Origin of the sequence: Neomicrococcus aestuarii (assembly GCF_014201135.1) — a bacterium.
In the GTDB taxonomy this organism is placed as follows: domain Bacteria; phylum Actinomycetota; class Actinomycetes; order Actinomycetales; family Micrococcaceae; genus Neomicrococcus; species Neomicrococcus aestuarii.
The window spans coordinates 2,757,456-2,780,649 of the sequence record NZ_JACHDR010000001.1 but is presented as its reverse complement, the minus strand read 5'-3'; the positions used below and the strand labels follow the sequence as shown (position 1 = coordinate 2,780,649).

Genomic DNA, 23,194 nt, shown 5'->3' with positions numbered 1-23,194 from the left:
CTTCAGCCTACGACCCCGACATAAGGTGAAGCACGCTTTCGGCGCCGGGATATTAACGACGTAAAATGGAGGTTCTTGTCCAAGGAGGAATATGTCCACCGAGCAGGCTCCCACCGAACCGACGTCCGCCACCAACGCAGCTGAGAACCGTTCCGTTCCTGTGCGCAATACTAGGCAACGCCGATCCGTTGAAGCAGCGTTGGGTGAAGTTCCGGACTTTATGAGCGCTCAAGAGCTTTTTGTGTGGCTTCAGAATCGAGGCGAAAAAGTCTCGCTAGCAACGGTCTACCGCATTTTGCAGTCCATGGCCGATGAAGGCACCGTGGACGTAGTGCGCACTCAAGAAGGCGAATCAATTTTCCGGCAGTGCCACATGGACGAGCACCATCACCATCTCTTGTGCCGCGGTTGCGGCAAGACGGTAGAAATTGAGGCCCCCCACGTCGAAGAGTGGGCGGCCTCAATAGCTGCGAAACATGGCTTTACTCAAGCCACTCACGTGGTAGAAATTTCGGGATTGTGCGCGGAGTGTTCCGCGCGTGCCCGCGCACGGTAGTTGCGTCGTCGTACCCAATTGTAGGTGCGGCAGATCGCGTAAATCAGGAAGCTCAACGTGGTCACGTAGGGGCTAATCGGCAAGCGGCCCGCAAGGGACAACAGAATGCCACCCACCACGCTTGCCATCGCGAATACCACGCTCAACGCCATCACCACCGGTGGACGCGAGGACACCAGAAGTGCGGCAGCCGCCGGCGTGATCAAGAGGGCGAGCACCAGTAGTGAGCCCACCACTTGGATGGACAGCGCTACGGCAAGGCCCAACACCACCATGAACGCGATGGACAACCCGCGAACCGGTACGCCCTTGGCCATTGCCACCGTGGGATCCACGGAGGCAAACATGAGCGGTCGCCACATCACGATGAGCGCGGCAATCACCACGATTGCGCCCCACATCAGCAGCTCCAGCTGCACGGTATCCACGGAGACAATCTGACCTGTGAGCAGGCCGAACTTGTTGGCGCTACGTCCCTCATACAAGGACAAGAACAAGATTCCAAGTCCTAATCCGAACGGCATGATGACACCGGTGACGGCGTTGCGATCGCTGGCTTGAGATCCCAGCGCGCCGAGCACCACGGCGGCGATCAGCGATCCCACCACGGAGCCCCACACGACGTTCGCACCAATGAGCAGCGCAAAGGCCGCTCCCGCGAAGCTGAGCTCCGCGATGCCGTGCACCGCGAAGGCCATATCGCGAGTCATCACAAAGACGCCAATCAAGCCGCCCACCACGCCAAGGATGGCACCCGCGATGAGCGAGTTTGTCACGAGCGGCAAAAGCTCCCGGTAGTTCTCGAAAGAGAAAATGGTGCTCCAAATATCACTGAAGTCCACGCTTAGAACGTCCCTTCTTGGTGGTTGTGAGCAATCCCGTCCGGCAAGCCAACAATGGCGACGCGGTTCTTGGAACGCAAAACATCAATGTGAGATCCGTAGAGGTCAGAGAGCACTTCGGACGTCAGCACCTCGTCAGGGTGACCCATGTTGAAGCGCCCACCGGCCAAGAACAGCACTTTGTCCACGAACGGCAGCACGGGGTTGATTTCGTGCGTCACGAACAGCACCGCCGAGTCCTGATCAACAGTTTGCTGATGGATCAACGAAGAAACGGCGCGCTGATGGTTCAAGTCCAGGGAGAGCAACGGTTCGTCGCACAACAGCACGCGCGGCTTGCCAGCCACGGCTTGCACCGCGCGAAGGCGCTGCTGTTCTCCGCCCGAGAGAAGCCCCACGGGTCGGTCAGCGAAGCTCTCCGCTTTCACTCGCGAAATGAGCTCGTTGACGCGGGCCTTCGTCTTGCGGGACGGTAGGCCCGGACCCCAGCGGTGGCCTTGGACGCCAAGCGCCACTAGGTCACGGCCGCGCAACGGCGTGTTTTCGGGAAGCATCTTCTGCTGGGGAATGTAGCCCACTTCCCGATTTCCGCGGCGCGCGGACTGACCTGCAACGCGGACCGTACCGCGATCGAGTTCTTGGAGGCCCAAGAGCACCCGCAGCAGGGTGGTTTTTCCGCAACCGTTCGGTCCGAGTACGGCCACAAATTCGCCGGGCATCACGGAGAAGCTCAGGTTGTCCCAGAGGGTGCGCTCACCAAAGCTCAAGCACGCGTCTTGAAGCTCGATGGCAGGTTGGCGCTTTTCCGCAGCCTGGATCTGGCCTGCCGGTTCACTGTTACTACTTGGCACTGACGCCCTCGATGCTAGAAATGTTCTCGCTCATCCATTCCTGGAAGTTCTTGCCTTCTGGCAAGAGCTCCAGAAAATCTAGCACTGGTATGCCGTTATCTTCGGCGGTCCCGCGAATGGAATCGGTTTGCGGCGTGGAGGTTTGCGGATTGAACGCGAGGAACGCGAAGGTCTTTGCCTTGAGCGCGTCTTCCATCTCCAGGGCTACGAGCGCTGGGACGTCATTTCCCGCTTCGATGGCGGAAGTGAAGCCCTCTGGCGTAGCGTCTGCGAAGCCCGTCTCCGCAAGCAAGTAATACGGAACTGGCTCCGTCATGGCGAACTTCTTACCGGCGTTCTTTTCTGCGAGCGCGTGGGTGCGTTCGGTGAGTGCTTCGAGGGACGCCACGAACGTCTTGGTGTTGGCCTCGTAGCTGTCCGCATTGTCAGGATCCGCTGTGACAAGCTGATCCTTGATGCCTTCTGCGAGCGCTTCCATGGTGTGCAGGTCATACCAGACATGCTCGTTACCGCTACCCGAGTGATCGTGACCGTCGTGCGCATCTTCGCTGGCAAGCTCTGTGGTTGCTGATGCGGAGCTCTCAGCGACGTCAGTCTCCGCGGGCGAATCGGCGAAGTCCACGGCGTGCAGTACCGGGGTTGAATCGCTCGCCACGAGCTGATCCAGATAATCGTCATACCCGCCACCGTTGGCGATCACCAAGCTGGCTTTAGAGACGGTCAACCGATCTTGAGCGGTGGCCTCATACGAGTGAGGATCCTGGGTCTCGCGATTGATGATGGAGTCCACACTCACGTGCTCGCCGCCGATTTGCTCGGCGATGTTTCCGTACACATTGGTGGAGGCCACCACGAAGATCCCGGCGTCAGCAGCACCCGCGCTGGAGGTGGCGGTGCTGCTCTCACCACACGCTGCCAACATCATGGCGGCGGGAAGGGCCAGAGCCATGAGGGCACGGCGCTTGAGCGGGGTGGAGGGTTGGAAGATCACGAAGGGACCTTTCTAAGCGGCAGGGCCGCGGACATAAAAGTTGAGAATACTGCTAAACAGAGAGTACGACGCCGCATGGTTGCGTCGTCGTACTCTCTAGCGTATCGCAAATGCGAACGATTTGCATTTAGCGGGAGGCGCGGCTTTCGCTGTCCTCTTCATCCAGGAGATTACGACGACGATAGCCCTGTTGCTGGGTGGCATCGTGAATCTCACCCACCAACTGCTCCAGAACATCTTCAAAGAAGAGAATGCCGATGGTCGAGTTACCCTCATCCAACACGCGAGCCACGTGCGAGCCCGTGCGCTGCATGACAGCAAGCGCATCCTCAATTTCCGCCGTGGCCTTGAGGTTCGCCATGGATCGCAAGCGCGTCACGGAGATCGGTTCGCCATAGAGCGAATCAGGAATAGCCAAGACATCCTTAAGGTGCAGGTAACCCGCGTAAGCCTCGTCCTCATCCAACATGACGAAGCGCGAGAAGCCGGTACGTCCCACGGCCTTTTCGAAGCTCTTAGGTGTGGTGTCAGCCGGTAGGGTCACCAATTCTTCGAGCTTCACCATGATGTTCTCCACCGTGTAGTCAGAGAACTCCAGTGCGCTCGAAAGAATTCCCGCATCATCATCCAGCGTGCCGTGCTTCGTGGATTCCTCCACGATTGATTGCACTTCTTCGATCGTGTAACTCGAGGTGACCTCGTCCTTGGGCTCCACACCCATCAGGCGCAAAGCATGGTTAGCGATCCAGTTCAGCGAGAAGACGATTGGCTTGGTGATCTTAGAAAGCCACAGCAGCGGCGTCGCCAAGAGCAGAACGGCCTTGTCCGCAACGGACACCGCCATGTTCTTAGGAACCATTTCGCCAAAGGTCACGTGCAAGAAGGTCACGATCAAGAGCGCGAGCAAGAACGCCACAGTGTCTGAGATCGGCTCGGGTATGCCGAGCGCCTCAAGAGGGACCGCGAACAAGTGGTGAATCGCCGGTTCGGCAACGTTCAAGATCAACAACGAACAGACCGTGATGCCCAACTGGCAAATGGCCAGCATGATGGAGACGTTCTCCATGGCCTTGAGCGCGTTGAGCGCGCGCTTGTTACCGGTCTCCGCGAGCGGTTCAATCTGACTGCGGCGTGCTGACATGACGGCAAACTCGCCGGCCACGAAGAACGCGTTGGCCATCAACAGGACTACAAGCCAGGCAATACCCATCCAGTCGCTCATCGGGTACTCCCCTCGCTCAGCGCTTCCGCAGGTGCAGCGTCGTCGTCCTCAAATTCGGGAACGAAGCGCACGCGATCAACGCGGCGCCCGTCCATCCGGACCACCGTCAGGCCGCCGCCTTCGAACGTGACTTGGTCACCTTCGGCAGGAATCCGGCCCAGCTCCGCCATCACGAAGCCGCCCACGGTTTCATAGGAACCGTCCTCAGGAATTTTGAGGCCTGGCACTTGCTCGTTGACTTCATCAGGGCGCATGATCGCCGGGAAATACCACTGGCCGGAGGCGGACTGCAGGACGCCGGGTTTGACCGGGTCATGCTCGTCCGTCACTTCGCCCACAATTTCTTCGACAAGATCCTCGAGCGTTACCACGCCGGCGGTGCCACCGTATTCGTCCAGCACGACAGCCATCTGAAGGTTTGCTTCGCGAAGTTCGGTAATCAGATCATCCAAGTGCACGGTTTCCGGCACGGAGATGACATCGCTCTTGATAGTGCCGGCAACCAGTCCATCGCGCTTCTTGCGCGGAACTGCCACAGCTTTTTTGACGTGGCACACGCCCAGAATGTCATCCGGCGAATCACCGATCACGGGAAAGCGCGAGTAGCCGGTGCGACGGGACAGCTCGATCACTTCGTCCAGCGGAGCGTCTTGATGCACGGTTTCCATGCGGATTCGCGGGGTCATGACATCGGCAGCGGTGCGGTCAGAAAAGACCAACGTGCGAGAGAGGAATCGAGCGGTGTCTCGGTCCAGCGTTCCCAGCTCGGCCGAGCGGCGGAGCAAAGAGTTCAGCTCTTCCGGAGTACGTGCGCCGGAGATCTCTTCCTTCGCTTCCATGCCAAAAAGGTTCAGGACGCTGTTAGAGAATCCGTTCAACACAAAGATGAAGGGGCGGAACACGGCCGTGAAGATCAGCTGAGGGCGGGCCAGCATGCGGCCCAGCGGCAGTCCGGCAGCGATCGCAAGGTTCTTAGGAATGAGTTCGCCAAGAACCATCGAGAACAACGTCGCCAAGACCATAGAGATGGTCAGGGAGATGGCAGCTGACGCGGGACCTACGCCCCAGCCCTCCAGAAGTGGCGTCAGCAGGCGACCGACGCTAGGTTCCATGACGTAACCGGTCAACAGCGTGGTCAAGGTGATGCCCAGCTGGCAAGACGAGAGCTGAGTCGACAGTGATTTCAGACACTTCATGAGTGCCTCAGCGCCGCGCTCTTTATTGTCTATAGAACGCTGTACCTGAGCCTGGTCCACGGCGAGGAGTGAAAATTCCACCGCAACGAAGAAGCCGGTACCCAGAACTAGGAGAAATCCTAGGAAGAGATAAAGCCATTCCACGAGCGAACACCACCTTCACAAGGTGCGCTCAAGCCAGTGGTGACTTGGGACAAATGGACAACGAACACAAATGAACGGGGTCTAGAGGACTCCAAAGTGTCAGTAGTTCCTTCCGGCGACTGTTCGCCATTTTTTGTAGATCACTCTCGAGGTGATCATCTGGTGCTCCTATATTCTACAGAATTTCCCACGAGTTACCTGAGACGCGCCCCCTTGGACTTGGCGGAATGGTTGACGAAGTCATTAGACTTGAACTCGCTTGCGTTCTGCACTACAGACCGTTGCTCATACAGTCATGGTCACGGAGTGGAACGGATCCGTTTCAGCTGCACCACATCCGAGGAATAGAGGCGTTTTTACCGTGCCAGAACAATCACTTAGCCGGCTCGCGGAAGAATTCGGCGGCAACGAATGGCTGGTTGAGGAGCTGTATCAGCAATTTCTGCGGGACAAGAACTCTGTAGATAAGAAGTGGTGGGACATCTTCGAAGCTATGGGCGATTCTTCTTCCAGCAGCGCCACCGCGCCTAGCTCCGCTTCAGCCGCAAGCGCAACCCCATCAACTTCGGCTCCGGCCAAGCCAGCGAACCCGCCAGCTTCTGCCCCAGCCAAGCCCGCTGCCGCTCCAGCGCAGTCAGCCCCAGCAGCGGCCGCTCCGGCTCAGTCCTCCCCCGCTCCACGCGCCGCCACCGAAGCACGTGTTCCCGACGCTGCCGCCTCCGCAACGTCCGGCGAGACGGGCTCCAAGGCTGAAGTGCCAGCAACCCCAGCCTCGGCTAAGCCTGCAGCTCGAGCTAATCAGCCGATCCCTGCTGAGCTTCCTACCAAGAGTGCCAAGGCTTCGGCTCACCCAGCCGAAGACGAAGTGACCGTTCTGAAGGGTGTCGCCAAGGCCGTTGCCACCAACATGGACGCCTCGCTCACGGTTCCAACGGCAACCACCGTTCGTGCCGTACCGGCCAAGTTGTTGATCGACAACCGCATTGTCATCAACAACCACCTCAAGCGCGCCCGCGGCGGCAAGGTCTCCTTCACGCACTTGATTGGTTATGCAACCATCCGCGCATTGGCCCAGTTCCCTTCCATGAACGTCACGTATGACATTCAGGACGGCAAGCCAGTCGCTATCCAGCCGGCGCACGTGAACTTCGGTATCGCCATCGACATGCCAAAGCCAGATGGCTCCCGCACCTTAGTGGTCCCAAACATCAAGAAGTCCGAGACCATGAACTTTGTGGAGTTCTGGACTGCTTACGAGGACCTGGTCAAGCGGGCCCGTAACAACAAGCTCACCATGGACGATTACTCCGGTACTACGGTGTCTTTGACCAACCCGGGCGGCATTGGCACGGTTCACTCCGTTCCTCGTCTGTCCAAGGGCCAGGCCACCATCGTGGGTGTCGGCGCCCTCGAGTACCCAGCTGAATTCCGTGGTGCTTCTGAGAAGATCATCGCCACTCAGGGCGTTGGCAAGATCATCACGCTGACCTCCACCTACGATCACCGCGTGATTCAGGGTGCAGGCTCCGGCGAGTTCTTGCGCCTCATCGAGTCTTTGCTCTTGGGCGATCAGAACTTCTACGACGAAATCTTTGAAGCGCTCCGCATTCCTTACGAGCCAGTTCGCTGGGCCGTGGACAACCAGGTGGACATCGAGCTTCAGGTCAACAAGATCGCTCGTATCCAGCAACTCATCCACGCATACCGCGTACGCGGTCACTTGATGGCGGACACCAACCCGCTCGAGTACGTCCAGCGCAAGCACCCAGACCTTGACATCCAGACCTACGGCCTCACGCTGTGGGATCTGGACCGCGAATGGGTCACGGGCGGTTTCGGCGGAAAGCAGCGCTTGCCGTTGCGCGCCATCCTGGGTGTACTGCGCGATGCCTACTGCCGTTACACCGGCATCGAATACATGCACATCGGCAACCCCGAAGAGCGCGAGTGGTTCCAGAACAAGCTCGAGCGCTCCTACGAGAAGCCAACGCGCGAAGAGCAGTTCCGCGTCTTGGGCCGCTTGAACGCCGCTGAAGCATTCGAGACCTTCTTGCAGACCAAGTTCGTGGGCCAGAAGCGCTTCTCCCTTGAGGGTGGCGAGTCCCTGATTCCGCTGCTTGACGCGATCATCGCCGACGCCGCTGACGAAGGCTTGAGCGAAGTAGCGATTGGTATGGCTCACCGCGGTCGTCTCAACGTGCTCACCAACATCGCCGGCAAGACCTACGCTCAGGTCTTCCGCGAGTTCGATGGCATCCAGGATCCAGGCGCTGTTCAGGGTTCCGGCGACGTGAAGTACCACTTGGGCACCGAGGGTAAGTTCACCTCTGACAGCGGCAACCAGACCAAGGTTTACTTGGCCGCCAACCCATCCCACTTGGAAGCCGTCAACGGTGTCCTTGAGGGCATTGTGCGCGCCAAGCAGGACACTTTGGACCAGGGTGTGGATCGCTTCAGCGTTCTGCCGATCCTCGTTCACGGCGATGCCGCGTTCGCAGGTCAGGGCGTTGTTGCTGAGACCCTGAACCTGTCCCAGCTCGAGGCCTACAAGACCGGCGGCACGGTTCACGTGGTAGTCAACAACCAGGTTGGCTTCACCACCGCTCCATCGGCAGCACGTTCTTCCACGTACTCCACCGATGTTGCCAAGACCATTCAGGCTCCGATCTTCCACGTCAATGGCGATGAGCCAGAGTCCGTGGTTCGCGTAGCCCAGTTGGCCTTCGAGTACCGTCAGCGCTTCAACAAGGACGTTGTCATCGACCTCGTGTGCTACCGCCGCCGCGGACACAACGAAGGCGACGATCCTTCGATGACGCAGCCGATGATGTACAACCTCATCGAAAATAAGCGTTCCACCCGCCGCCTGTACACCGAAGCCCTCGTTGGCCGTGGTGACATCACGCAGGACGAAGCAGATCAGGCATTGCGCGACTACCAAGAGCGTCTCGAGCGCGTCTTCGCGGAAACTCACGCGGCTCAGACCTCGCCGATCCCTGTGGTCAAGACCAGTTCTTCCACTAACGCTGACCTAGAGAAGCCTGCTTCTCAGCAGGATGACGTGGATGCTCCGTTCGTCAAGACGGATACGGCGATCTCCGCCGAGAAGCTTGCCGAGATCGGTGACGCTTTCGTTGAGATCCCAGAAGGCTTCACGGTTCACCCGAAGCTCAAGGCACTTCTCGAGCGTCGCGCCAAGATGTCCCGTGAAGGCGGCATCGACTGGGGCTTCGCAGAGCTCGCTGCGTTCGGCTCTTTGACGGCTGAAGGTGTCCCGGTTCGTTTGGTGGGTCAGGATTCGCGTCGCGGCACCTTCGTGCAGCGCCACGCAGTCTTCCACGATCGCCAGACCGGCCAGGTGTGGTCTCCGCTGGAGAAGATGAGCGCCCGCGGTGCCGAACTGTTCATCTACGATTCGCTGTTGTCCGAATACGCCGCACTGGCCTTCGAATACGGCTACTCCGTAGAACGCCCGAACGCACTCGTATTGTGGGAAGCCCAGTTCGGTGACTTCGTCAACGGCGCACAGACCGTGATCGACGAGTTCATCTCCTCCGCCGAGCAGAAGTGGGCTCAGCGTTCATCGCTGGTCATGCTCTTGCCACACGGCTACGAGGGTCAGGGTCCGGACCACTCCTCCGCACGCATCGAACGCTTCTTGCAGATGTGTGCCGAAGACAACATGGTGGTGGCACACCCAACCACGGGCGCTAACCACTTCCACTTGTTGCGTCGTCAGGCCTACTCGCGTCCACGCAAGCCATTGATCGTGTTCTCCCCCAAGCAGTTGCTCCGCCTCAAGGCCGCGGCTTCCTCGGTAGAAGAATTCACGCAGGGTTCCTTCCAGAAGGTCATCGGCGATCGGGCTGTTCACAGCAACGACGTCGAGCGCGTCGTGCTTGTCTCGGGTCGCTTGTACTACGACCTCTTGGCAGCTCGCACGAAGGCTCAGGACACCAAGACCGCTTTGGTTCGTGTTGAACAGCTGTACCCGGCACCGATCGAAGAGATCAAGCAAGAGCTGGATCGCTACCCGAACGCTTCCGTGGTGTGGGCTCAGGACGAGCCTGCCAACCAGGGACCATGGCCGTTCGTGGCACTGAACATGGTTCCTGAGTTAGGACGCCCTGTGAAGTTGGCTTCGCGTCCGGCCTCGGCTTCCACTGCTACCGGCTCTCACAAGCGCCACGAAGCAGAGAACGCCAAGCTGGTGTCTCAGGTTTTTGACCAAGCCTAAATAACGAATTGTGGGGTCCATGCGCGCCGCGCGTGGACCCCACAACCGTGACTGTTAGGGTTATTTCAATCTTTAGAAAGGATTTTCGTGGATACCAGGACCATTAGGCTTGCCGCCGTTGGCGACGAACTCTTGGCGGGTCACGGAGATCCGCGCGCTTTGGGGTGGTTTGGGCGCGTACTTGCACGCACCCCGCTTGATAGCGTGCGCATCGAAAGCTATGTTCTCGCCGCACCGGCTGAAGGTTCAGAAGCCATCTCGCAACGCTGGCTTGAAGAAGTAGGCCGCCGTTTCAGCGAAGAGACTGAAAACCGTCTGGTCATTGCCATGACCAGCAAGGACTTAGATCTCGAGATCTCCACGGCACGCTCCCGCTTGAACCTCGCCAACATCTTGGATGCGGCAAGCCAGCTCAGCATCAAAGCCATGGTGGTAGGTCCTCCCCCTAGCTTGGATCCAGAGCGCAATGCTCGCCTCGCTGATCTCTCGGCCGCTTACGGTGACGTCGCAAGCCGTCGCCAGCACGCGTTCGTGGACATGTACACGCCGTTGCTCAACCATGAGCAGTGGCGCCGTGACCTCGCCGAGAACAACGGCCAACCCGGTCAGGCTGGCTACGGCCTCATGGCGTGGCTCGTACTGCACCGCGGCTGGTACCAGTGGCTGGGCATTCCTCAGCCCTCTGAAGGCTAGCCTCACCCCGCTTTCACCACGGCGTCACCGCAGTTGGGCACTCAAGCCGAGCTGCGTCGTCGTACATCCGAATTATCCAACCCCCGCTTTGCCGTGAGAGACTAAACGGCAGCAATTTTTAGCAGAAGTAAGGAGGCAGCCATGAGCAAGCGAGCACGCAAGCGTCGCGACCGCAAGCGCGGAGGCGCTAACCACGGAAAGCGTCCAAACGCATAAGGTCCTCGGATCTCGTTGTAGGAGACGGCTCAAAACCAGCCCTCCACAGACGCAAGAACCGCGGTAGCCATACCGATCAACTGATCTATGCGGCTACCGCGGTTCTTCCTTTTAAAGCTAAAAGATCCTGCGCAGTTTAGGCGGGAGTCTCCGCGTGGATCTCCGTGATGCGGCCCATGATGCGGGACTTCAAGTCCGCAGGCGCGTGATCCTGGCACGAGCGCTTCACGACAGAACGAATGACGCATTCGATGTCATGTTCCTTCGCGCAATCAACGCATGAGTCCAAGTGAACCTTGATGTCGTGAATGTCCTCAACGGACAAGGCACCATCAAGGTACTCGTACAAACGCACAATGCGGGAATCGGCGCAGTCGCCGAGTGACTGGCAATCGCTCATGACTTTTTCTCCTTCGGGGCGGAAGCTTTATCTCCCGCGGCAATCTTTTTGTCTTTCGCGGTGAAACCGCGTTCTTGGGCGTAATCGGCGAGAAGGTCGCGTAGCTGGCGCCGGCCTCGGTGCAAACGGGACATCACAGTTCCCATGGGCACATCCAAGATCTCGGCTACTTCCTTGTAGGAGTAGCCTTCGACGTCGGTGAAGTACACCGCAAGGCGGAATTCTTCCGGAATGGACTGAAGAGCGCTCTTCACGTCAGAATCCGGCAAGTGATCCAACGCCTCGGTCTCAGCTGAGCGCAACCCGGAGGAACTGTGCTCTGCGGCCTGCGCCATCTGCCAGTCTTCAACCTGATCCGTGGCCGTGCGCAGTGGCTCGCGCTGACGCTTACGGTACAAGTTGATGTACGTGTTCGTCAGAATGCGATAGAGCCACGCTTTGAGGTTGGTGCCGGGCTTGTACTGGTGGAAGGACGAATACGCTTTGGTATACGCCTCCTGTACCAAATCTTCGGCATCGGACGGATTTCGGGCCATGCGCAACGCAGCTGAATACAGCTGGTCAACGTACTGAAGGGCATCCGCTTCAAAGCGAGCGCGACGCTCCGCTTCAGATTCTGCGCCTGACGGCATGGTATCGGTGGACTGGTTCTCGGTCATCAGAGACGAGTCTACGCTGGGGGCGTCAAGAACTGCTGAGGCAACAGCCATGCGCGCCTCCTTCCTTGATGCGGTGAAGACCGTGGTCACTTCACTCAACGCGCTATTCTCAGTCAGTTTCAACCGTCCACCTGCGGAAGATATTCCCTTGACGGTGGTGCCAAGTGCGCGAAGTGACGCGAAAAGTGCAAAGATGGGAGAGGTTGATGAGCAACCGACTACGACTTTTGGAGGCACAATATGTCGCTTGTACGCTTGGCAGCCCGCCCTATGCTCGCCGCTCCGTTCATTTGGACCGGTCTTGAGCGCTTGCGTAACCCTAAGGAAGCTGCCGCGCAGCTTGAGGGTAGCTTGAACACTCTTGCATCCGTCACCCCGAAGGCCACCGTTGCGGCTAATCAGCCGGAGCTTGTGGTTCGCGTTCTTGGTGGCGTGCAGGTAGTTGCGGGTTCGATGTTCGCTATTGGCAAGATGCCCCGTTTCTCTTCGGCAATTCTTGTGGGCACGGCCCTGGTGAACGCTTTGGTGGACGCACAGTCCGAAGCTCCCGATGCAGAGAAGCTTCCGAAGTTCTTGAAGAACATTGGTTTGGCCGGTGGAGTGCTCTTGGCTTCCGTTGATACCAATGGCAACCCGAGCTTGGCTTGGCGTGCTCAGCACTTGGCCGCTGATGCCAAGAAGAGCATTGAGAAGACCAACGCACAGGTTTCGCAGGCCCTTCGCAGCACCTCTGAGGATGCTCGCAAGAAGGTTGAAGACACTTTCGGTCTCTAAATCACCATCACGTACAGGAACGCAGTGCATCACGATTCGACGTCAGTACCCTCGACCCTCAGCAATCACGATTCAGTGGCGCTTCCTGATCCTTGGCCGGCCCCCACGCCTCTGGGGCCGGTCAAGGTCACTTTAACCCTTCCGGGTTCTAAGTCTTTGACCGCGCGTTACCTCATGTTGGGTGCGTTTGCGGCGGGTCCTTCCCGCCTTCGCGCGCCGTTGTACGCGCGTGACACGCGCCTCATGATGAACGCGTTGCGGACGTTGGGCGTCCGGATTGAAGAGGTTCCAGGTTCCGGTTCTTACGGCCCGGATCTGGTGATTTTCCCGCGCTTGGCTTCTTCGGATTACGACGACGCAGCTCGGGTCCCGCTGGCCGGTTCCGGCACGATTGACTGCGGTCTCGCGGGCACTGTCATGCGGTTTGTTCCGTTCTTGGCGGCCCTCACGCCTGGCGAGTGGACCTTTGATGGTGATCCTGCTGCGCGATTGCGTCCCATGGGTCCCATTCTCGATACCTTGCGCGCTCTGGGCGTGGACATCCGCGGTGGCGAGAACGGAATGTTGCCGTTCACGATCATTGGTCAAGAAACTATCCTCGGTGGACCCGTGGCCATCGATGCTTCGGGTTCGTCCCAGTTCATTTCCGCTGCCATGCTTGCCGGCGCGCACTTCAGCAAGGGGCTCACGCTGACCCATGAGGGTCATAAGGTTCCCAGCGTTGACCATATTCGTATGACCAGCGAGGCTCTTCGCGGTCTCGGTGTCCGTGTTGATGATTCGAAGACGTTGACCTGGGCCGTCTCGCCCGGAAACATCGACGCGTTCGACATTGAGATTGAGCAAGATCTGTCCAACGCTGGGCCGTTCCTTGCTGCCGCCTTGGCTACCCATGGCACGGTCACCATTGAACGCTGGCCAGCCGAGACCACCCAAGTGGGTGATCGCTGGCGCGAATACTTGCCGCAGCTCGGCGCCACCGTGACGCTGGTGCCCCGGCCTCGCGGCGGTCAGGACCTCGTGGTCACTGGCGGCGAAACCATCACGGGCTCAGAGATCGCTGATTCCAGCGAACTAGCCCCCACGTTGGCTGGCCTCCTGGCCTTGGCCGACTCCCCCTCGCGCCTTACCGGCATTGCCCATTTGCGCGGCCACGAAACGGATCGCCTCCAAGCGCTGGTCACCGAGATCAATCGTCTTGGCGGCAACGCTCGCGAACTTGAAGACGGCATCGAGATCATCCCGGCGCCTTTACACGGCGGAGTGTGGGAGTCCTACGAAGACCACCGCATGGCAACGGCCGGAGCAGTGGTGGGCCTCGCTGTCCCCGACGTGAGCGTGGTGGATATTGCCACGACGTCCAAGACGCTCCCCCAATTCCCCGAGCTCTGGGATCGAGTGGTCGCCACCGCGGCCGCTACAAACCAGGGATCGGCGGAGTAGTTCATGGCTCGCGATGCTCGTTCTTTTGATGAAAGTGATGTCCGCGTTCGGCCCAACAAGAAGGGGTCCCGTCCGCGTACCAAGGACAGGCCTTCGTTCGATGACGCCGAGATCGGTCGAATCGTCACGGTGGACCGCGGACGATACACGGCTATCCTCGACGAAAACACCCCGCAAGAACGCCTCGTCACGGCTGCTCGTGCGCGTAGCCTGAGCCGCCAAGCGGTAGTTCCGGGAGACTTCGTGGGGTTAGTCGGAGATACCTCCGGCGCCTCGGACAGCCTCGCCCGTCTTGTCACCATTCAAGAACGCAAAACTTTGTTGCGGCGCAGCGCCGACGACACGGATCCCGTGGAACGCGTCGTGGTAGCGAACGCGGACAACCTCATCATTGTGGTGGCGGCCGCCAACCCGGAACCTCGCACGGGCTTCATTGACCGAGCCCTCGTGGCCGCGTTTGATGCGAACATTCACCCCATCTTGTGCATCACGAAGGCTGACATCAAAGAGCCTGACGGGCTCATGGCCAACTATGCGGGCGTTGAACTCGACATTTTGGTCAGCCGTACCGCGGACGTGAACGCAAGCGGCATCGACGCCCGATCAGCAGACGGGGCGTCAGCCCGACTTCAGCGTTCAACGCTCGATGAGCTCAAAGAACTGATTTCCGGTGAGGTCAGCGTGGTGGTTGGCCACTCGGGTGTCGGCAAGTCCACCCTCGTGAACGCGCTCACGGGTGCTGATCGTGCCACCGGCGGCGTCAACAAAGTCACCGGCCGCGGACGGCACACGTCCTCTTCTGCCTTGGCATTGCGCGTGGAGGATGCTCCGGATCGCACGTGGATCATTGACACCCCCGGCATTCGCTCGTTCGGCTTGGCTCTGGTGGAGCCTGACAACGTGGTCTCCGCTTTCCCGGATTTGGTGGAAGCTACGGCGGATTGCCCCCGCGGTTGCACCCACCTCGAAGACGCCCCCGAGTGTGCGCTGGACGCCTGGGTTGCCGAAGGTCACGCCGGAACTTCCGGCGCCGCCCGCCTCACCTCATTGCGCCGACTCTTGGGCAGCTCTGTCAAGGAAGAAGCTGCCGAAAAGACACTCGGCGAGTCCTAACGGCGAGCCGCGAAAGTTGAACCACCTCTTTGTAACGAGTGCGCTTCGCATCAGGCATTCTGAACTGAGCTGGGATAAGTTGGAGGACATGAGTCTTGCTTCCTCCCCCTACGTAGAAGATCTTCGCCTTGCCCACGTCATTGCCGACGCTGTGGATTCCGTGACCCTTTCACGATTCAAGGCACTAGATCTCCAAGTGGAGACCAAGCCGGATCTCACCCCTGTCACCGACGCCGACAAGCTCGCTGAAGAGGTTGTCCGCGGACACCTTGCCCGCTCCCGTAACCGTGACGCCGTGCAGGGCGAAGAGTTCGGCACCACCGGCTCCGGTCCTCGCCGCTGGGTGGTTGACCCCATTGACGGCACCAAGAACTTTGTGCGCGGCGTCCCCGTGTGGGCCACGCTCATTGCGCTGATTGACGAGGATCGCCCCGTCATGGGCGTGGTCTCAGCACCGGCTCTCGGCAAGCGCTGGTGGGCTTCCGAAGGCGGCGGCGCCTACACCGGAAAGTCACTGTCAGCAGCGACACCACTGCGGGTTTCCAAGGTCTCCCAGCTCGAGGATGCGTCCCTTTCCTATGCGAGCCTCGGCGGCTGGAAAGAGCGCGGCGACCTAGACCGGATGCTCGAGCTTCACGAGAAGGTTTGGCGCACCCGCGCCTACGGCGATTTCTGGTCCTATTGCCTCCTCGCCGAAGGCGCAGTAGACATCGCAACCGAGCCCGAGCTCAACCTGCATGACATGGCTGCACTGGTGCCCATCGTCTGGGAAGCCGGCGGCAAATTCACTTCTCTCAAGGGCGAGGATGGCTGCTTCGGCGGCAACGCGCTCGCCACGAACGGTCTCCTCCATGACGCAACGCTCGATATCATCGGCGAAAAAGCCTAGCCCCACGCGAGCTAGCGTGTCCCGCAGATCCCTGCGAACGCTAGCCAGCGTCGTCGTACTTGCTTGTGCGCTCTCTGCCTGCACTCCTGCAACTTCCCCGGACGACGACGCAGCTTCCGTTAGTGCCGCAGACTCGCGTCCCGTCGTGGTCACCACGTTCAGCGTGCTCGCTGATTTGGTGCGGCAGATCGGCGGGGATCGAGTGCGGGTGGAATCGATTACGAAGCCCGGCGCCGAGATTCACGGCTACGAGCCCACGCCCAGCGATTTGAAGCGCATCGCCGATGCTGATCTGTTGCTCAACAATGGCCTGGGGCTTGAGACGTGGTTTGAGCGCTTTGTGCGAGCAATCGATGCGCCGCGCGTGGTGCTATCTGAAGGCATCGAGCCGATCCCCATTACGGTGGGCGGCTACGCAGGCCAATCAAATCCGCACGCCTGGATTGCCCCTTCTCAAGCGAAGGTGTACGTCAAGAATGCGCTCGCTGCTTTGAGTGAGCTCTCCCCCGAAGACGCCACATACTTCGCGGAGAACGCCCAAAAGTTGGACGCTGAACTCGATGAAATCCTGGACACCGCGCGCGATCGTTTGGAGGGTGGAACCACCGCTGCTCTCGTGACGTGTGAAGGGGCGTTCTCCTATCTCGCGCGAGACTTGGGGATCGGCGAGCACTACTTGTGGCCCGTGAATTCGGAGTCCGAGGGCAGCCCGCGGCAGATTCGCGAACAGATCTCTTTCGTTCGTGAGCACCAGATTCCTACCGTCTTCTGTGAATCCACCGTCCCGTTCGGACCGCAAGAGCGCGTTGCCGCGGAAACCGGGGCGTCGTGGGGCGGCGTACTGTACGTGGATTCGCTGTCAGCCGCCGATGGCCCTGTTCCGGACTATCTCAGTTTGGTTCGATACACCGTGGATCAAATAGCAAAGGGACTCCATGCTTCGTAGACGTACCGGTACCGCAGCCCGATCAGCTGCGGAGTCCCATCCTCTTGCCATCGAGATCGCGGACTTATCTGTCCACTACGGCCAAAATGTGGCTCTCAGCGGCGTGGACTTTGAGCTGCCCCGCGGGGAGCTGTGCGGATTGGTGGGTGTGAACGGTAGCGGCAAGTCCACCCTGTTCAAATCCATCATGGGTCTGGTCACTCCCCTCTCCGGAACCGTCCAGGTGTTCGGTCATACCTCTCTTGAAGCGCGACGCTTAGGGCTCTTGAGCTACGTGCCGCAGTCTGAGGCTGTGGATTGGGACTTCCCACTCAGCGTTCGCGAAGTGGTCATGATGGGCCGCTACGGGCACATGAACTTCATCCGACAAGTCACCGCGGCCGATCGTCGTGCGGTGGACGAAGCCCTGGAACGAGTGGATCTCACCGACCTGCAGCATCGGCAAATTGGTGAACTATCCGGCGGCCAGCGCAAGCGCGCCTTCGTTGCTCGAGGTTTGGCGCAGGATTGCCAGCTACTACTTCTGGATGAGCCATTCGCCGGTGTTGATGTCTCCTCTGAGCGTCTGATTTCAGACCTGTTGCGCGACTACGCCGCCTCTGGCCGCACCGTGCTGATTTCCACCCACGACCTCGCCGGTGTCCCCAAGTTGTGCAGCTCCGCGGTGCTCCTGCAGCGTCGCGTGGTGGCGGCCGGCGATCCAGCCGCGGTACTCACTATCGAGAACATCGAGCAAGCTTTCGGAAGCAGGATCAAAGAGTAATGGAACTGCTGAACTGGTTGACGGAGCCCTTTGCGTACGGCTTCATGGTGAACGCCACGCTCGTCACGCTCGCCGCTGCAGTGGTCTGTGGTGTGCTCTCCTGCTGGTTAGTGCTGATGGGCTGGGCTCTCATGGGCGACGCCGTCTCTCACGCGGTCCTTCCTGGCGTTGCCTTGTCCTTTATCTTCGGAGTGCCGTTTGCCATTGGCGCGCTGGTGTTCGCGATGCTCGCAGTGTTCCTGATTGGCGGCCTGAGGGATTCCAGCCGACTCAAGTCGGATGCCGCCACTGGCGTAGTCTTCACCGCGCTCTTTGCGCTCGGCATTGTTATTGTCTCCCGCACCCCCAGCCAAGTGGACCTCACGCACATCCTCTTCGGCAACGTCTTGGGCACCGGCCCCGGTGAGCTGGCTCAAGTCCTGATTCTGGGAGCCATCACCTTGGTGATCCTGCTTCTCAAGCGCAAGGACCTGGTGCTGCTGGCCTTTGACCGCGTGCACGCCCACGCACTCGGCCTTAACGCGAAAGCATTGCACGCTCTCCTCCTCGGGCTGCTGGCCCTCACCGTGGTGGCCTCGCTTCAGGCGATGGGCACCATCTTGGTGGTTGCTATGCTCATCATCCCCGGAGCCACCGCCGTCTTGCTCACCCGTTCCTTCTCCAAGATGCTCGTGATCTCGGTGGTTTTGGGGCTCGCCTCAACCATTGTTGGCGTGTACGCGAGTTACTACTTCGACCTCGCCACCGGCGCGTCCGTGGTCCTCGCTCAAGCGGTCTTCTTCGCTTTCGCTTACTTGTTCTCCCCTCGTGGCGGCATCATTCCGCAGTGGCGTTTGCGAAAGACGCATGCCGCCTAGCAGCCCTGGCACTTCGCCTGTGCCTACTCCCGCGTCGCCTCGCCCGACCCCAGCGCAACCAGCCGCTCACGGCTGGGCCGAGCTGCGTCGTCGTAGTGGAGAAATCCCGTGGGTACTGGCCGGCGGTTTCCTCGGAACGCTCGCGCGCTACTGTCTGGGCTTTCTGGGCGATCCGCTCTGGATTCTGATAGCTATCAACTGCGTTGGTTGTTTCTTACTGGGGACGATCTTCGCGTTACGGCGAGAGAACCGATTGAGCCCACGGGACTACGCCTTCTGGGGCACGGGCGTCGTGGGGTCCTTCACCACGTTCTCCGGGGTCATGGTGCTTCTGGCGGTACCTGCCGCCCATCTCCTCACGTGGCTGGCTGTTATAGCGTCCATCGTGGTGGGCATCCTGTTGGCGCTTGTCGGGAGCTGGTTGGTCCGCCGGATCGCCAATACGCAACAAGACCTCGAGCAAGACAGAGGAGTGGCCTCGTGAATCTTTGGATGCTCGCCGGCCTGGTCGCTCTCGCGGGTAGCGTTGGGTCGCTACTGCGTTGGGCCGTTGATGTGCTGTTGTCGCATCGGGTGGCACAGACCGAGCACTCGTTCGTGGCTGTGTTCCCGTGGGCGTTGCTGCTGGTCAACGTAGTTGGTTCGTTCGTGTGCGGTGTTGCTACTGCCCAGTGGGGGCATAGCGAATGGGGCCTGGTCCTCGCAACAGGGCTGGCCGGCGGTCTGACCACCATGAGCACGTTGGCTGTCACTAGTGCGAATCATCTTCGGGCAAAGAAGACGGTGCGCGTTGCCCTGTGGAGCCTGCTTCTGCATCTTGTGCTGGGTGTTTCTGCCGCGTGGTTGGGATTGTTGCTCGGCGGCAATCCTGCGGCCTAATTGTGTCTGCGTGCCGTCCGGAAATCATTAAAACGAAGCGAGGGAGCCAACCGTCGAAACGGCCGCTCCCTCGCTTCCGGCTCACCCCTGTGAGCCTCAGAGGTTTTGAACCTAGCCCAAGTATCCCCACAGCAAGATTGCTGCGCAGTAGATCAAACCAACCCAGAACATCATGATGACGGTGTAACCCATGATGTCCTTGAGCTTGAGCTTGGACAGTGCCAAAGCGGGCAGAATCCAGAACGGCTGAACCAAGTCATTCCACGCGTTGCCCAGCATCACGCTCATGGCGGTCTGCGGCATAGAAGCGCCCAGAGCGTTGGCGGCCTCAATCATGAACGGACCCTGAATAATCCAGTGTCCGCCACCCGACGGTGCAAAGAAGTTCAAGAGCCACGAGCTCAGGATTCCCCAGAACGGAAGCGTCTCCGGAGTGGAGATGTTCACGAACCAGCTAGAGATGGTCATGACCAATCCGGAGCCCGCCATAATCGCCAAGATGCCGGCGTAGAACGGGAACTGGAGAATGATGCCGGAGACCGTCTTGATGCCCTCGTTGAGCATGTTGACGTAGTTGATCGGCGTGCCCATCAGGATGATGCCGAGGAACAAGATGATGAAGTTGATCAAGTTCAAATCAACTCGGCCGCCGCGGAACAGGTGCACCACAGCGTAGATGACACCGATGGCGCCAATGATCATCGAAAGCCAACGCGAGTTGTTCAGCTTGTTCGCGAAGGTGTTCTCGCTGAATTCTTCAACGTCAACCTTTGCCTCTGTCACTCGCGTGTGCTCGATGGAGATCTCACGGACCGGCTGTCCGGGCTTCGGGTGCAGGGACGCGTTGATGAGCGGCAGCGAGACCATGACAGCGATGGCGGTCAAGATCATGGGAAGGGAGAAGATGGTCTGATCCAGACCGATGACGCCCATGCTGCTTTCCAACGGGTGTCCCGGGGTTGCGATGGTCAACGGGATGGTTGCCGAAAGGCCCAAGCCGTACATCGTGAAGCCCGAGTAGGCGCTAGCAATGATGAGCGGATAGTGAACGCCAGAAATATTCATGGCTAGCTTCTTGGCGACCACGCCACCGATAACCAACCCGAATCCCCAGTTCAGGTAAGAGCCAACTCCGCCAACAAGCGTGGCGACAATGACAGCCATCTTCGGCGTGTGAACGTTGGACACAATCTTGTCCAAGAGGCGGTCAACCACCGGCGAGTTAGCAAGAACGAAGCCAGCAGCAAGGATGACTGCCATCTGGGTGGTGAACGCCAGCAGATCCCAGAAGCCTTCACCCCAGTTGGCGATGGCATCCAGCGGGTTCTGGTGCTGGATCAGCACCGCCAGAATCAGCGTCAGGATGGTCAAGCCAATCGCGAAGACAAATGGATCCGGCAAATACTTGCGCATGAGTTCAGTAAAGAACCCCGACGTCTTTTGCATGAACCCCGCGTGCGTCGTCGCCGACGAGGTTTCTTCAAGTTTGTTTTGACTCACAGAAAATCCTTCAAAATGTGATGTGATGTGGGCTAAATGGCCAGAAGCACATAATGAACCGGCCTGGGTTTGCGGGAGAGCATGATCTAACACGGAGAATAGGAATCATGCCAGCACCACGCAAATACGACGCCGAGTCCCAGGCCCGAGCGGTCCGCCTCTACCAAGAACGCCTGGAGCAGGGAAACATCGCACAGACCCGGGCGCGCCAAGAGATCGGTGAGTTGCTGGGTATTAATCTCGGCACCTTGCGCAACTGGATCCGTCGAGAGCAAGGCGAGGGCCTCACCCCTGCGGCGTCAGCCAGTCAAGAGCCGGCCAACGAAGAAGTGGCGCGCTTGCGGCGCGAGAACGCTCAACTGCGGCGGGCGAACGAGATCCTGAAGACCGCGTCAGCTTTTTTCGCGGCAGCGGAGCTCGACCGCAAACTCGGACAGTAATCGCCTACATTCGCGAGTACCAGCACCGGTTCGGGGTCGAGCCGATCTGTGATGCCCTGCGCGAGCAGGGCATCACGATTGCCCCGTCCACTTTCTATGCCCATCAGGCCCGCGGATTCGGTCCCAGCGACCACGACCTGACCGACGCGTACCTGGCCAACAGCATCTACGACCTCTGGGCGGCTAACCGCCGTCTGTATGGGCGCAGGAAGCTGTGGAAAGCAGCGCTGCGTGCCGGTATCGAGGCAGGCCGGGATCAGGTCGAACGGCTGATGAAGCTGCTGGGCATCACCGGGATCCGGCGTGGGAAACGCACCACGGTCACGACCCGCCAGGATCCGCAGGGCCTGCGGCATCCGGACCACGTCCAACGCCGATGGAACTGGCCCACGCGACCGGATCAATGGTGGGTGGCGGACTTCACCTATGTGTGGACACCCCAGGGTTTTTGCTATGTCAGCTTTATTACCGATGTCTTCTCGCGTCGGATTCTCGGGTGGCCGGTGATGAGAACCAAGACCAGCCTTTTGGTGCAATCGGCCTTGGAACAATCGTTATTCATCCGGCGTAGGACGAACAGCGAGTTCACCACGCAGGGGCTTTTGCATCACAGTGACGCCGGCAGCCAGTACACAGCTCTGGCATTCACCGAGCAACTGGCCGCGGCGGGCATCACCGGTTCGATCGGCACGATCGGTGATGCGCTGGATAACGCGTTGATGGAGTCCACGATCGGACTGTTCAAAGCCGAGGTGATTTGGCACGAACAAAAGCTCTGGGAGTCCTGGCAGCAGGTCGAGCAGGCCACCGCTGCGTGGGTGAGCTGGTTCAACACTCAGAGACTGCATTCGAGTATCGGGGACCTGCCGCCGGTGGAGTACGAAGCGTTGTATTACGATGAACCACGGGACAGCAGCGAGCCCGCTGCTGCGTAACACGGCTCTCTACGAAACCCAGGCCGGTTCATAACAGGGTATAACCGCGGTCGATTTACGACGCGAACCGTGAAACTTTCATGACACTTTTAGTACAACTTTGAGCCTGAGATTTGCTTGTAGATGCACTTACGTGTCCATCCAGGCGTCCTCTGGAACTTTCTCGCGCTAATCTATTTTCCCTTGTCATCTAAGGAAAATTGCATGAAAAAAGGCCACCAGCGTGAGCTAGTGGCCTTCGTTCGTGGAGATGGCGGGAATTGAACCCGCGTCCGATGTGGCTTTGTCAGGGCTTCTCCGGGCGCAGTTTGCGCTGGAAATTTCTCTGCCCCATGAACTGTCTTACAAACAAGCAGTTCGACCTTGCGGTTCCCCTGGGCACAGTCGCCTAAAAGTCCCGAACGTTCCAGCGACAAGAACGTTCAGCAGTGGCTATCTAAATGACGTTAGATTCCGGGTCAATAGCAAACTCGGGCTAACGGACCGTCTGGCTGCTTAGGCAGCGAGAGCGAAGTCAGTGCGCTTAGATTCGGCACTTATTGGTTTACAGAGAGCGTTTACGAGATAACCCTGCATCCTCGGCCCGCTTCACCTGTCTCAACTCACATCGTCGAAACCGATCATCCCCATGTTCAGTTGTCAATTCCC

At 59.3% G+C, this 23,194-nt stretch carries 22 protein-coding genes, 1 other RNA gene and 1 other annotated feature; of the genes, 14 read left to right on the top strand and 9 right to left on the bottom strand.

Annotation, left to right across the window (positions count from 1 at the left end; genetic code table 11):
• Positions 1 to 91: 91 nt before the first annotated feature.
• Positions 92 to 556, top strand: a complete 465-nt coding sequence (locus HD598_RS12725) for a Fur family transcriptional regulator (RefSeq protein WP_183666347.1) — start codon at positions 92 to 94, stop codon at positions 554 to 556.
• Here the strand turns inward: HD598_RS12725 and HD598_RS12720 are convergent.
• The 5 genes from HD598_RS12720 to HD598_RS12700 form a co-directional block, all read right to left on the bottom strand.
• Entirely contained in the window at positions 496 to 1,398 is a 903-nt protein-coding gene (locus HD598_RS12720; RefSeq protein WP_183666345.1) for a metal ABC transporter permease, read from the bottom strand. The two genes, HD598_RS12725 and HD598_RS12720, sit on opposite strands and share 61 nt — an antisense overlap.
• A gap of 2 nt (positions 1,399 to 1,400) precedes the next feature.
• Positions 1,401 to 2,249: a metal ABC transporter ATP-binding protein gene (locus HD598_RS12715; protein ID WP_183666342.1), complete on the bottom strand. Its 849-nt coding sequence runs from the start codon at positions 2,247 to 2,249 to the stop codon at positions 1,401 to 1,403.
• A complete protein-coding gene (locus tag HD598_RS12710) occupies positions 2,239 to 3,240 on the bottom strand; it encodes a metal ABC transporter solute-binding protein, Zn/Mn family (RefSeq protein ID WP_311539039.1) in 1,002 nt (333 codons plus the stop codon). Before HD598_RS12710 ends, HD598_RS12715 begins: the two co-directional genes overlap by 11 nt.
• Positions 3,241 to 3,367: 127 nt before the next feature.
• Positions 3,368 to 4,462 (bottom strand): hemolysin family protein, encoded by a 1,095-nt coding sequence (locus HD598_RS12705; protein ID WP_183666340.1) that lies wholly within the window; start codon positions 4,460 to 4,462, stop codon positions 3,368 to 3,370.
• Entirely contained in the window at positions 4,459 to 5,802 is a 1,344-nt protein-coding gene (locus HD598_RS12700; protein ID WP_183666338.1) for a hemolysin family protein, read from the bottom strand. Before HD598_RS12700 ends, HD598_RS12705 begins: the two co-directional genes overlap by 4 nt.
• Positions 5,803 to 6,163: 361 nt before the next feature.
• On the opposite strand from HD598_RS12700, the gene HD598_RS12695 reads away from it, so the two are divergent.
• The 3 genes from HD598_RS12695 to HD598_RS13875 all read left to right on the top strand — a co-directional run bounded on the left by HD598_RS12695 (position 6,164) and on the right by HD598_RS13875 (position 10,948).
• Positions 6,164 to 10,039 (top strand): multifunctional oxoglutarate decarboxylase/oxoglutarate dehydrogenase thiamine pyrophosphate-binding subunit/dihydrolipoyllysine-residue succinyltransferase subunit, encoded by a 3,876-nt coding sequence (locus HD598_RS12695; protein ID WP_183666336.1) that lies wholly within the window; start codon positions 6,164 to 6,166, stop codon positions 10,037 to 10,039.
• Between the two features lie 87 nt (positions 10,040 to 10,126).
• Positions 10,127 to 10,732 (top strand): GDSL-type esterase/lipase family protein, encoded by a 606-nt coding sequence (locus HD598_RS12690; RefSeq protein ID WP_084636892.1) that lies wholly within the window; start codon positions 10,127 to 10,129, stop codon positions 10,730 to 10,732.
• 141 nt (positions 10,733 to 10,873) lie between these two features.
• Complete coding sequence (locus HD598_RS13875; RefSeq protein WP_104061284.1) at positions 10,874 to 10,948, top strand: 50S ribosomal protein bL37; 75 nt, start codon at positions 10,874 to 10,876, stop codon at positions 10,946 to 10,948.
• A gap of 136 nt (positions 10,949 to 11,084) precedes the next feature.
• Here HD598_RS13875 and rsrA read toward each other — a convergent pair whose 3' ends face one another.
• Both rsrA and HD598_RS12680 read right to left on the bottom strand, forming a co-directional pair.
• On the bottom strand, positions 11,085 to 11,348 hold the full coding sequence (gene rsrA, locus HD598_RS12685) for a mycothiol system anti-sigma-R factor (protein WP_071893312.1): 264 nt from the start codon (positions 11,346 to 11,348) through the stop codon (positions 11,085 to 11,087).
• The gene (locus HD598_RS12680) at positions 11,345 to 12,007 is read right to left on the bottom strand and encodes a sigma-70 family RNA polymerase sigma factor (protein WP_183666890.1); all 663 of its coding nucleotides are present in this window, start codon (positions 12,005 to 12,007) and stop codon (positions 11,345 to 11,347) included. The genes rsrA and HD598_RS12680 overlap by 4 nt, the downstream gene beginning before the upstream one ends.
• 240 nt (positions 12,008 to 12,247) lie before the next feature.
• Here HD598_RS12680 and HD598_RS12675 point away from each other — a divergent pair, with 240 nt between their 5' ends.
• From HD598_RS12675 to HD598_RS12635, 9 genes are all read left to right on the top strand, one after another.
• Positions 12,248 to 12,781, top strand: a complete 534-nt coding sequence (locus HD598_RS12675; RefSeq protein WP_071893311.1) for a DoxX family protein — start codon at positions 12,248 to 12,250, stop codon at positions 12,779 to 12,781.
• Positions 12,782 to 12,805: 24 nt separating this feature from the next.
• Entirely contained in the window at positions 12,806 to 14,224 is a 1,419-nt protein-coding gene (gene aroA / locus HD598_RS12670) for a 3-phosphoshikimate 1-carboxyvinyltransferase (RefSeq protein WP_409366191.1), read from the top strand.
• Positions 14,225 to 14,227: 3 nt separating this feature from the next.
• On the top strand, positions 14,228 to 15,337 hold the full coding sequence (gene rsgA, locus HD598_RS12665; RefSeq protein ID WP_183666334.1) for a ribosome small subunit-dependent GTPase A: 1,110 nt from the start codon (positions 14,228 to 14,230) through the stop codon (positions 15,335 to 15,337).
• A gap of 88 nt (positions 15,338 to 15,425) precedes the next feature.
• Entirely contained in the window at positions 15,426 to 16,226 is an 801-nt protein-coding gene (hisN, locus tag HD598_RS12660; protein WP_071893309.1) for a histidinol-phosphatase, read from the top strand.
• 16 nt (positions 16,227 to 16,242) lie between these two features.
• A complete protein-coding gene (locus HD598_RS12655) occupies positions 16,243 to 17,172 on the top strand; it encodes a metal ABC transporter solute-binding protein, Zn/Mn family (RefSeq protein WP_311539038.1) in 930 nt (309 codons plus the stop codon).
• The gene (locus HD598_RS12650) at positions 17,162 to 17,935 is read left to right on the top strand and encodes a metal ABC transporter ATP-binding protein (protein ID WP_183666333.1); all 774 of its coding nucleotides are present in this window, start codon (positions 17,162 to 17,164) and stop codon (positions 17,933 to 17,935) included. The genes HD598_RS12655 and HD598_RS12650 overlap by 11 nt, the downstream gene beginning before the upstream one ends.
• The gene (locus tag HD598_RS12645; protein ID WP_183666331.1) at positions 17,935 to 18,792 is read left to right on the top strand and encodes a metal ABC transporter permease; all 858 of its coding nucleotides are present in this window, start codon (positions 17,935 to 17,937) and stop codon (positions 18,790 to 18,792) included. Before HD598_RS12650 ends, HD598_RS12645 begins: the two co-directional genes overlap by 1 nt.
• A gap of 19 nt (positions 18,793 to 18,811) precedes the next feature.
• Positions 18,812 to 19,276: a FluC/FEX family fluoride channel gene (locus HD598_RS12640; protein ID WP_183666329.1), complete on the top strand. Its 465-nt coding sequence runs from the start codon at positions 18,812 to 18,814 to the stop codon at positions 19,274 to 19,276.
• Positions 19,273 to 19,671, top strand: a complete 399-nt coding sequence (locus HD598_RS12635; RefSeq protein ID WP_183666327.1) for a fluoride efflux transporter FluC — start codon at positions 19,273 to 19,275, stop codon at positions 19,669 to 19,671. The genes HD598_RS12640 and HD598_RS12635 overlap by 4 nt, the downstream gene beginning before the upstream one ends.
• A gap of 111 nt (positions 19,672 to 19,782) precedes the next feature.
• Here the strand turns inward: HD598_RS12635 and HD598_RS12630 are convergent, their stop codons facing one another.
• Positions 19,783 to 21,171 (bottom strand): short-chain fatty acid transporter, encoded by a 1,389-nt coding sequence (locus HD598_RS12630; protein WP_221244644.1) that lies wholly within the window; start codon positions 21,169 to 21,171, stop codon positions 19,783 to 19,785.
• 107 nt (positions 21,172 to 21,278) lie between these two features.
• Between HD598_RS12630 and HD598_RS12625 the strand changes: the two genes are divergently transcribed.
• A protein-coding gene (locus HD598_RS12625; RefSeq protein WP_183666325.1) for an IS3 family transposase occupies positions 21,279 to 22,546 on the top strand; the annotation gives its coding sequence in 2 pieces (ribosomal slippage) (positions 21,279 to 21,567 and positions 21,567 to 22,546; 1,269 coding nt in all).
• Positions 21,566 to 21,697: a sequence feature (AL1L pseudoknot), on the top strand. (Overlaps the previous gene by 132 nt.)
• Before the next feature lie 242 nt (positions 22,547 to 22,788).
• On the opposite strand, the gene ssrA is transcribed toward HD598_RS12625, so the two are convergent.
• Positions 22,789 to 23,174, bottom strand: a transfer-messenger RNA (tmRNA) gene (ssrA, locus tag HD598_RS12620).
• Positions 23,175 to 23,194 lie beyond the last annotated feature (20 nt).

Bases quoted from the DNA above. Each gene is read 5' to 3' on its own strand.
- HD598_RS12725 (WP_183666347.1), top strand. From the start codon at position 92: ATGTCCACCGAGCAGGCTCCCACCGAACCGACGTCCGCCACCAACGCA.
- HD598_RS12705 (WP_183666340.1), bottom strand. From the start codon at position 4,462: ATGAGCGACTGGATGGGTATTGCCTGGCTTGTAGTCCTGTTGATGGCC.
- rsrA (WP_071893312.1), bottom strand. From the start codon at position 11,348: ATGAGCGATTGCCAGTCACTCGGCGACTGCGCCGATTCCCGCATTGTG.
- HD598_RS12680 (WP_183666890.1), bottom strand. From the start codon at position 12,007: ATGACCGAGAACCAGTCCACCGATACCATGCCGTCAGGCGCAGAATCT.
- HD598_RS12675 (WP_071893311.1), top strand. From the start codon at position 12,248: ATGTCGCTTGTACGCTTGGCAGCCCGCCCTATGCTCGCCGCTCCGTTC.
- rsgA (WP_183666334.1), top strand. From the start codon at position 14,228: ATGGCTCGCGATGCTCGTTCTTTTGATGAAAGTGATGTCCGCGTTCGG.
- hisN (WP_071893309.1), top strand. From the start codon at position 15,426: ATGAGTCTTGCTTCCTCCCCCTACGTAGAAGATCTTCGCCTTGCCCAC.
- HD598_RS12650 (WP_183666333.1), top strand. From the start codon at position 17,162: ATGCTTCGTAGACGTACCGGTACCGCAGCCCGATCAGCTGCGGAGTCC.
- HD598_RS12645 (WP_183666331.1), top strand. From the start codon at position 17,935: ATGGAACTGCTGAACTGGTTGACGGAGCCCTTTGCGTACGGCTTCATG.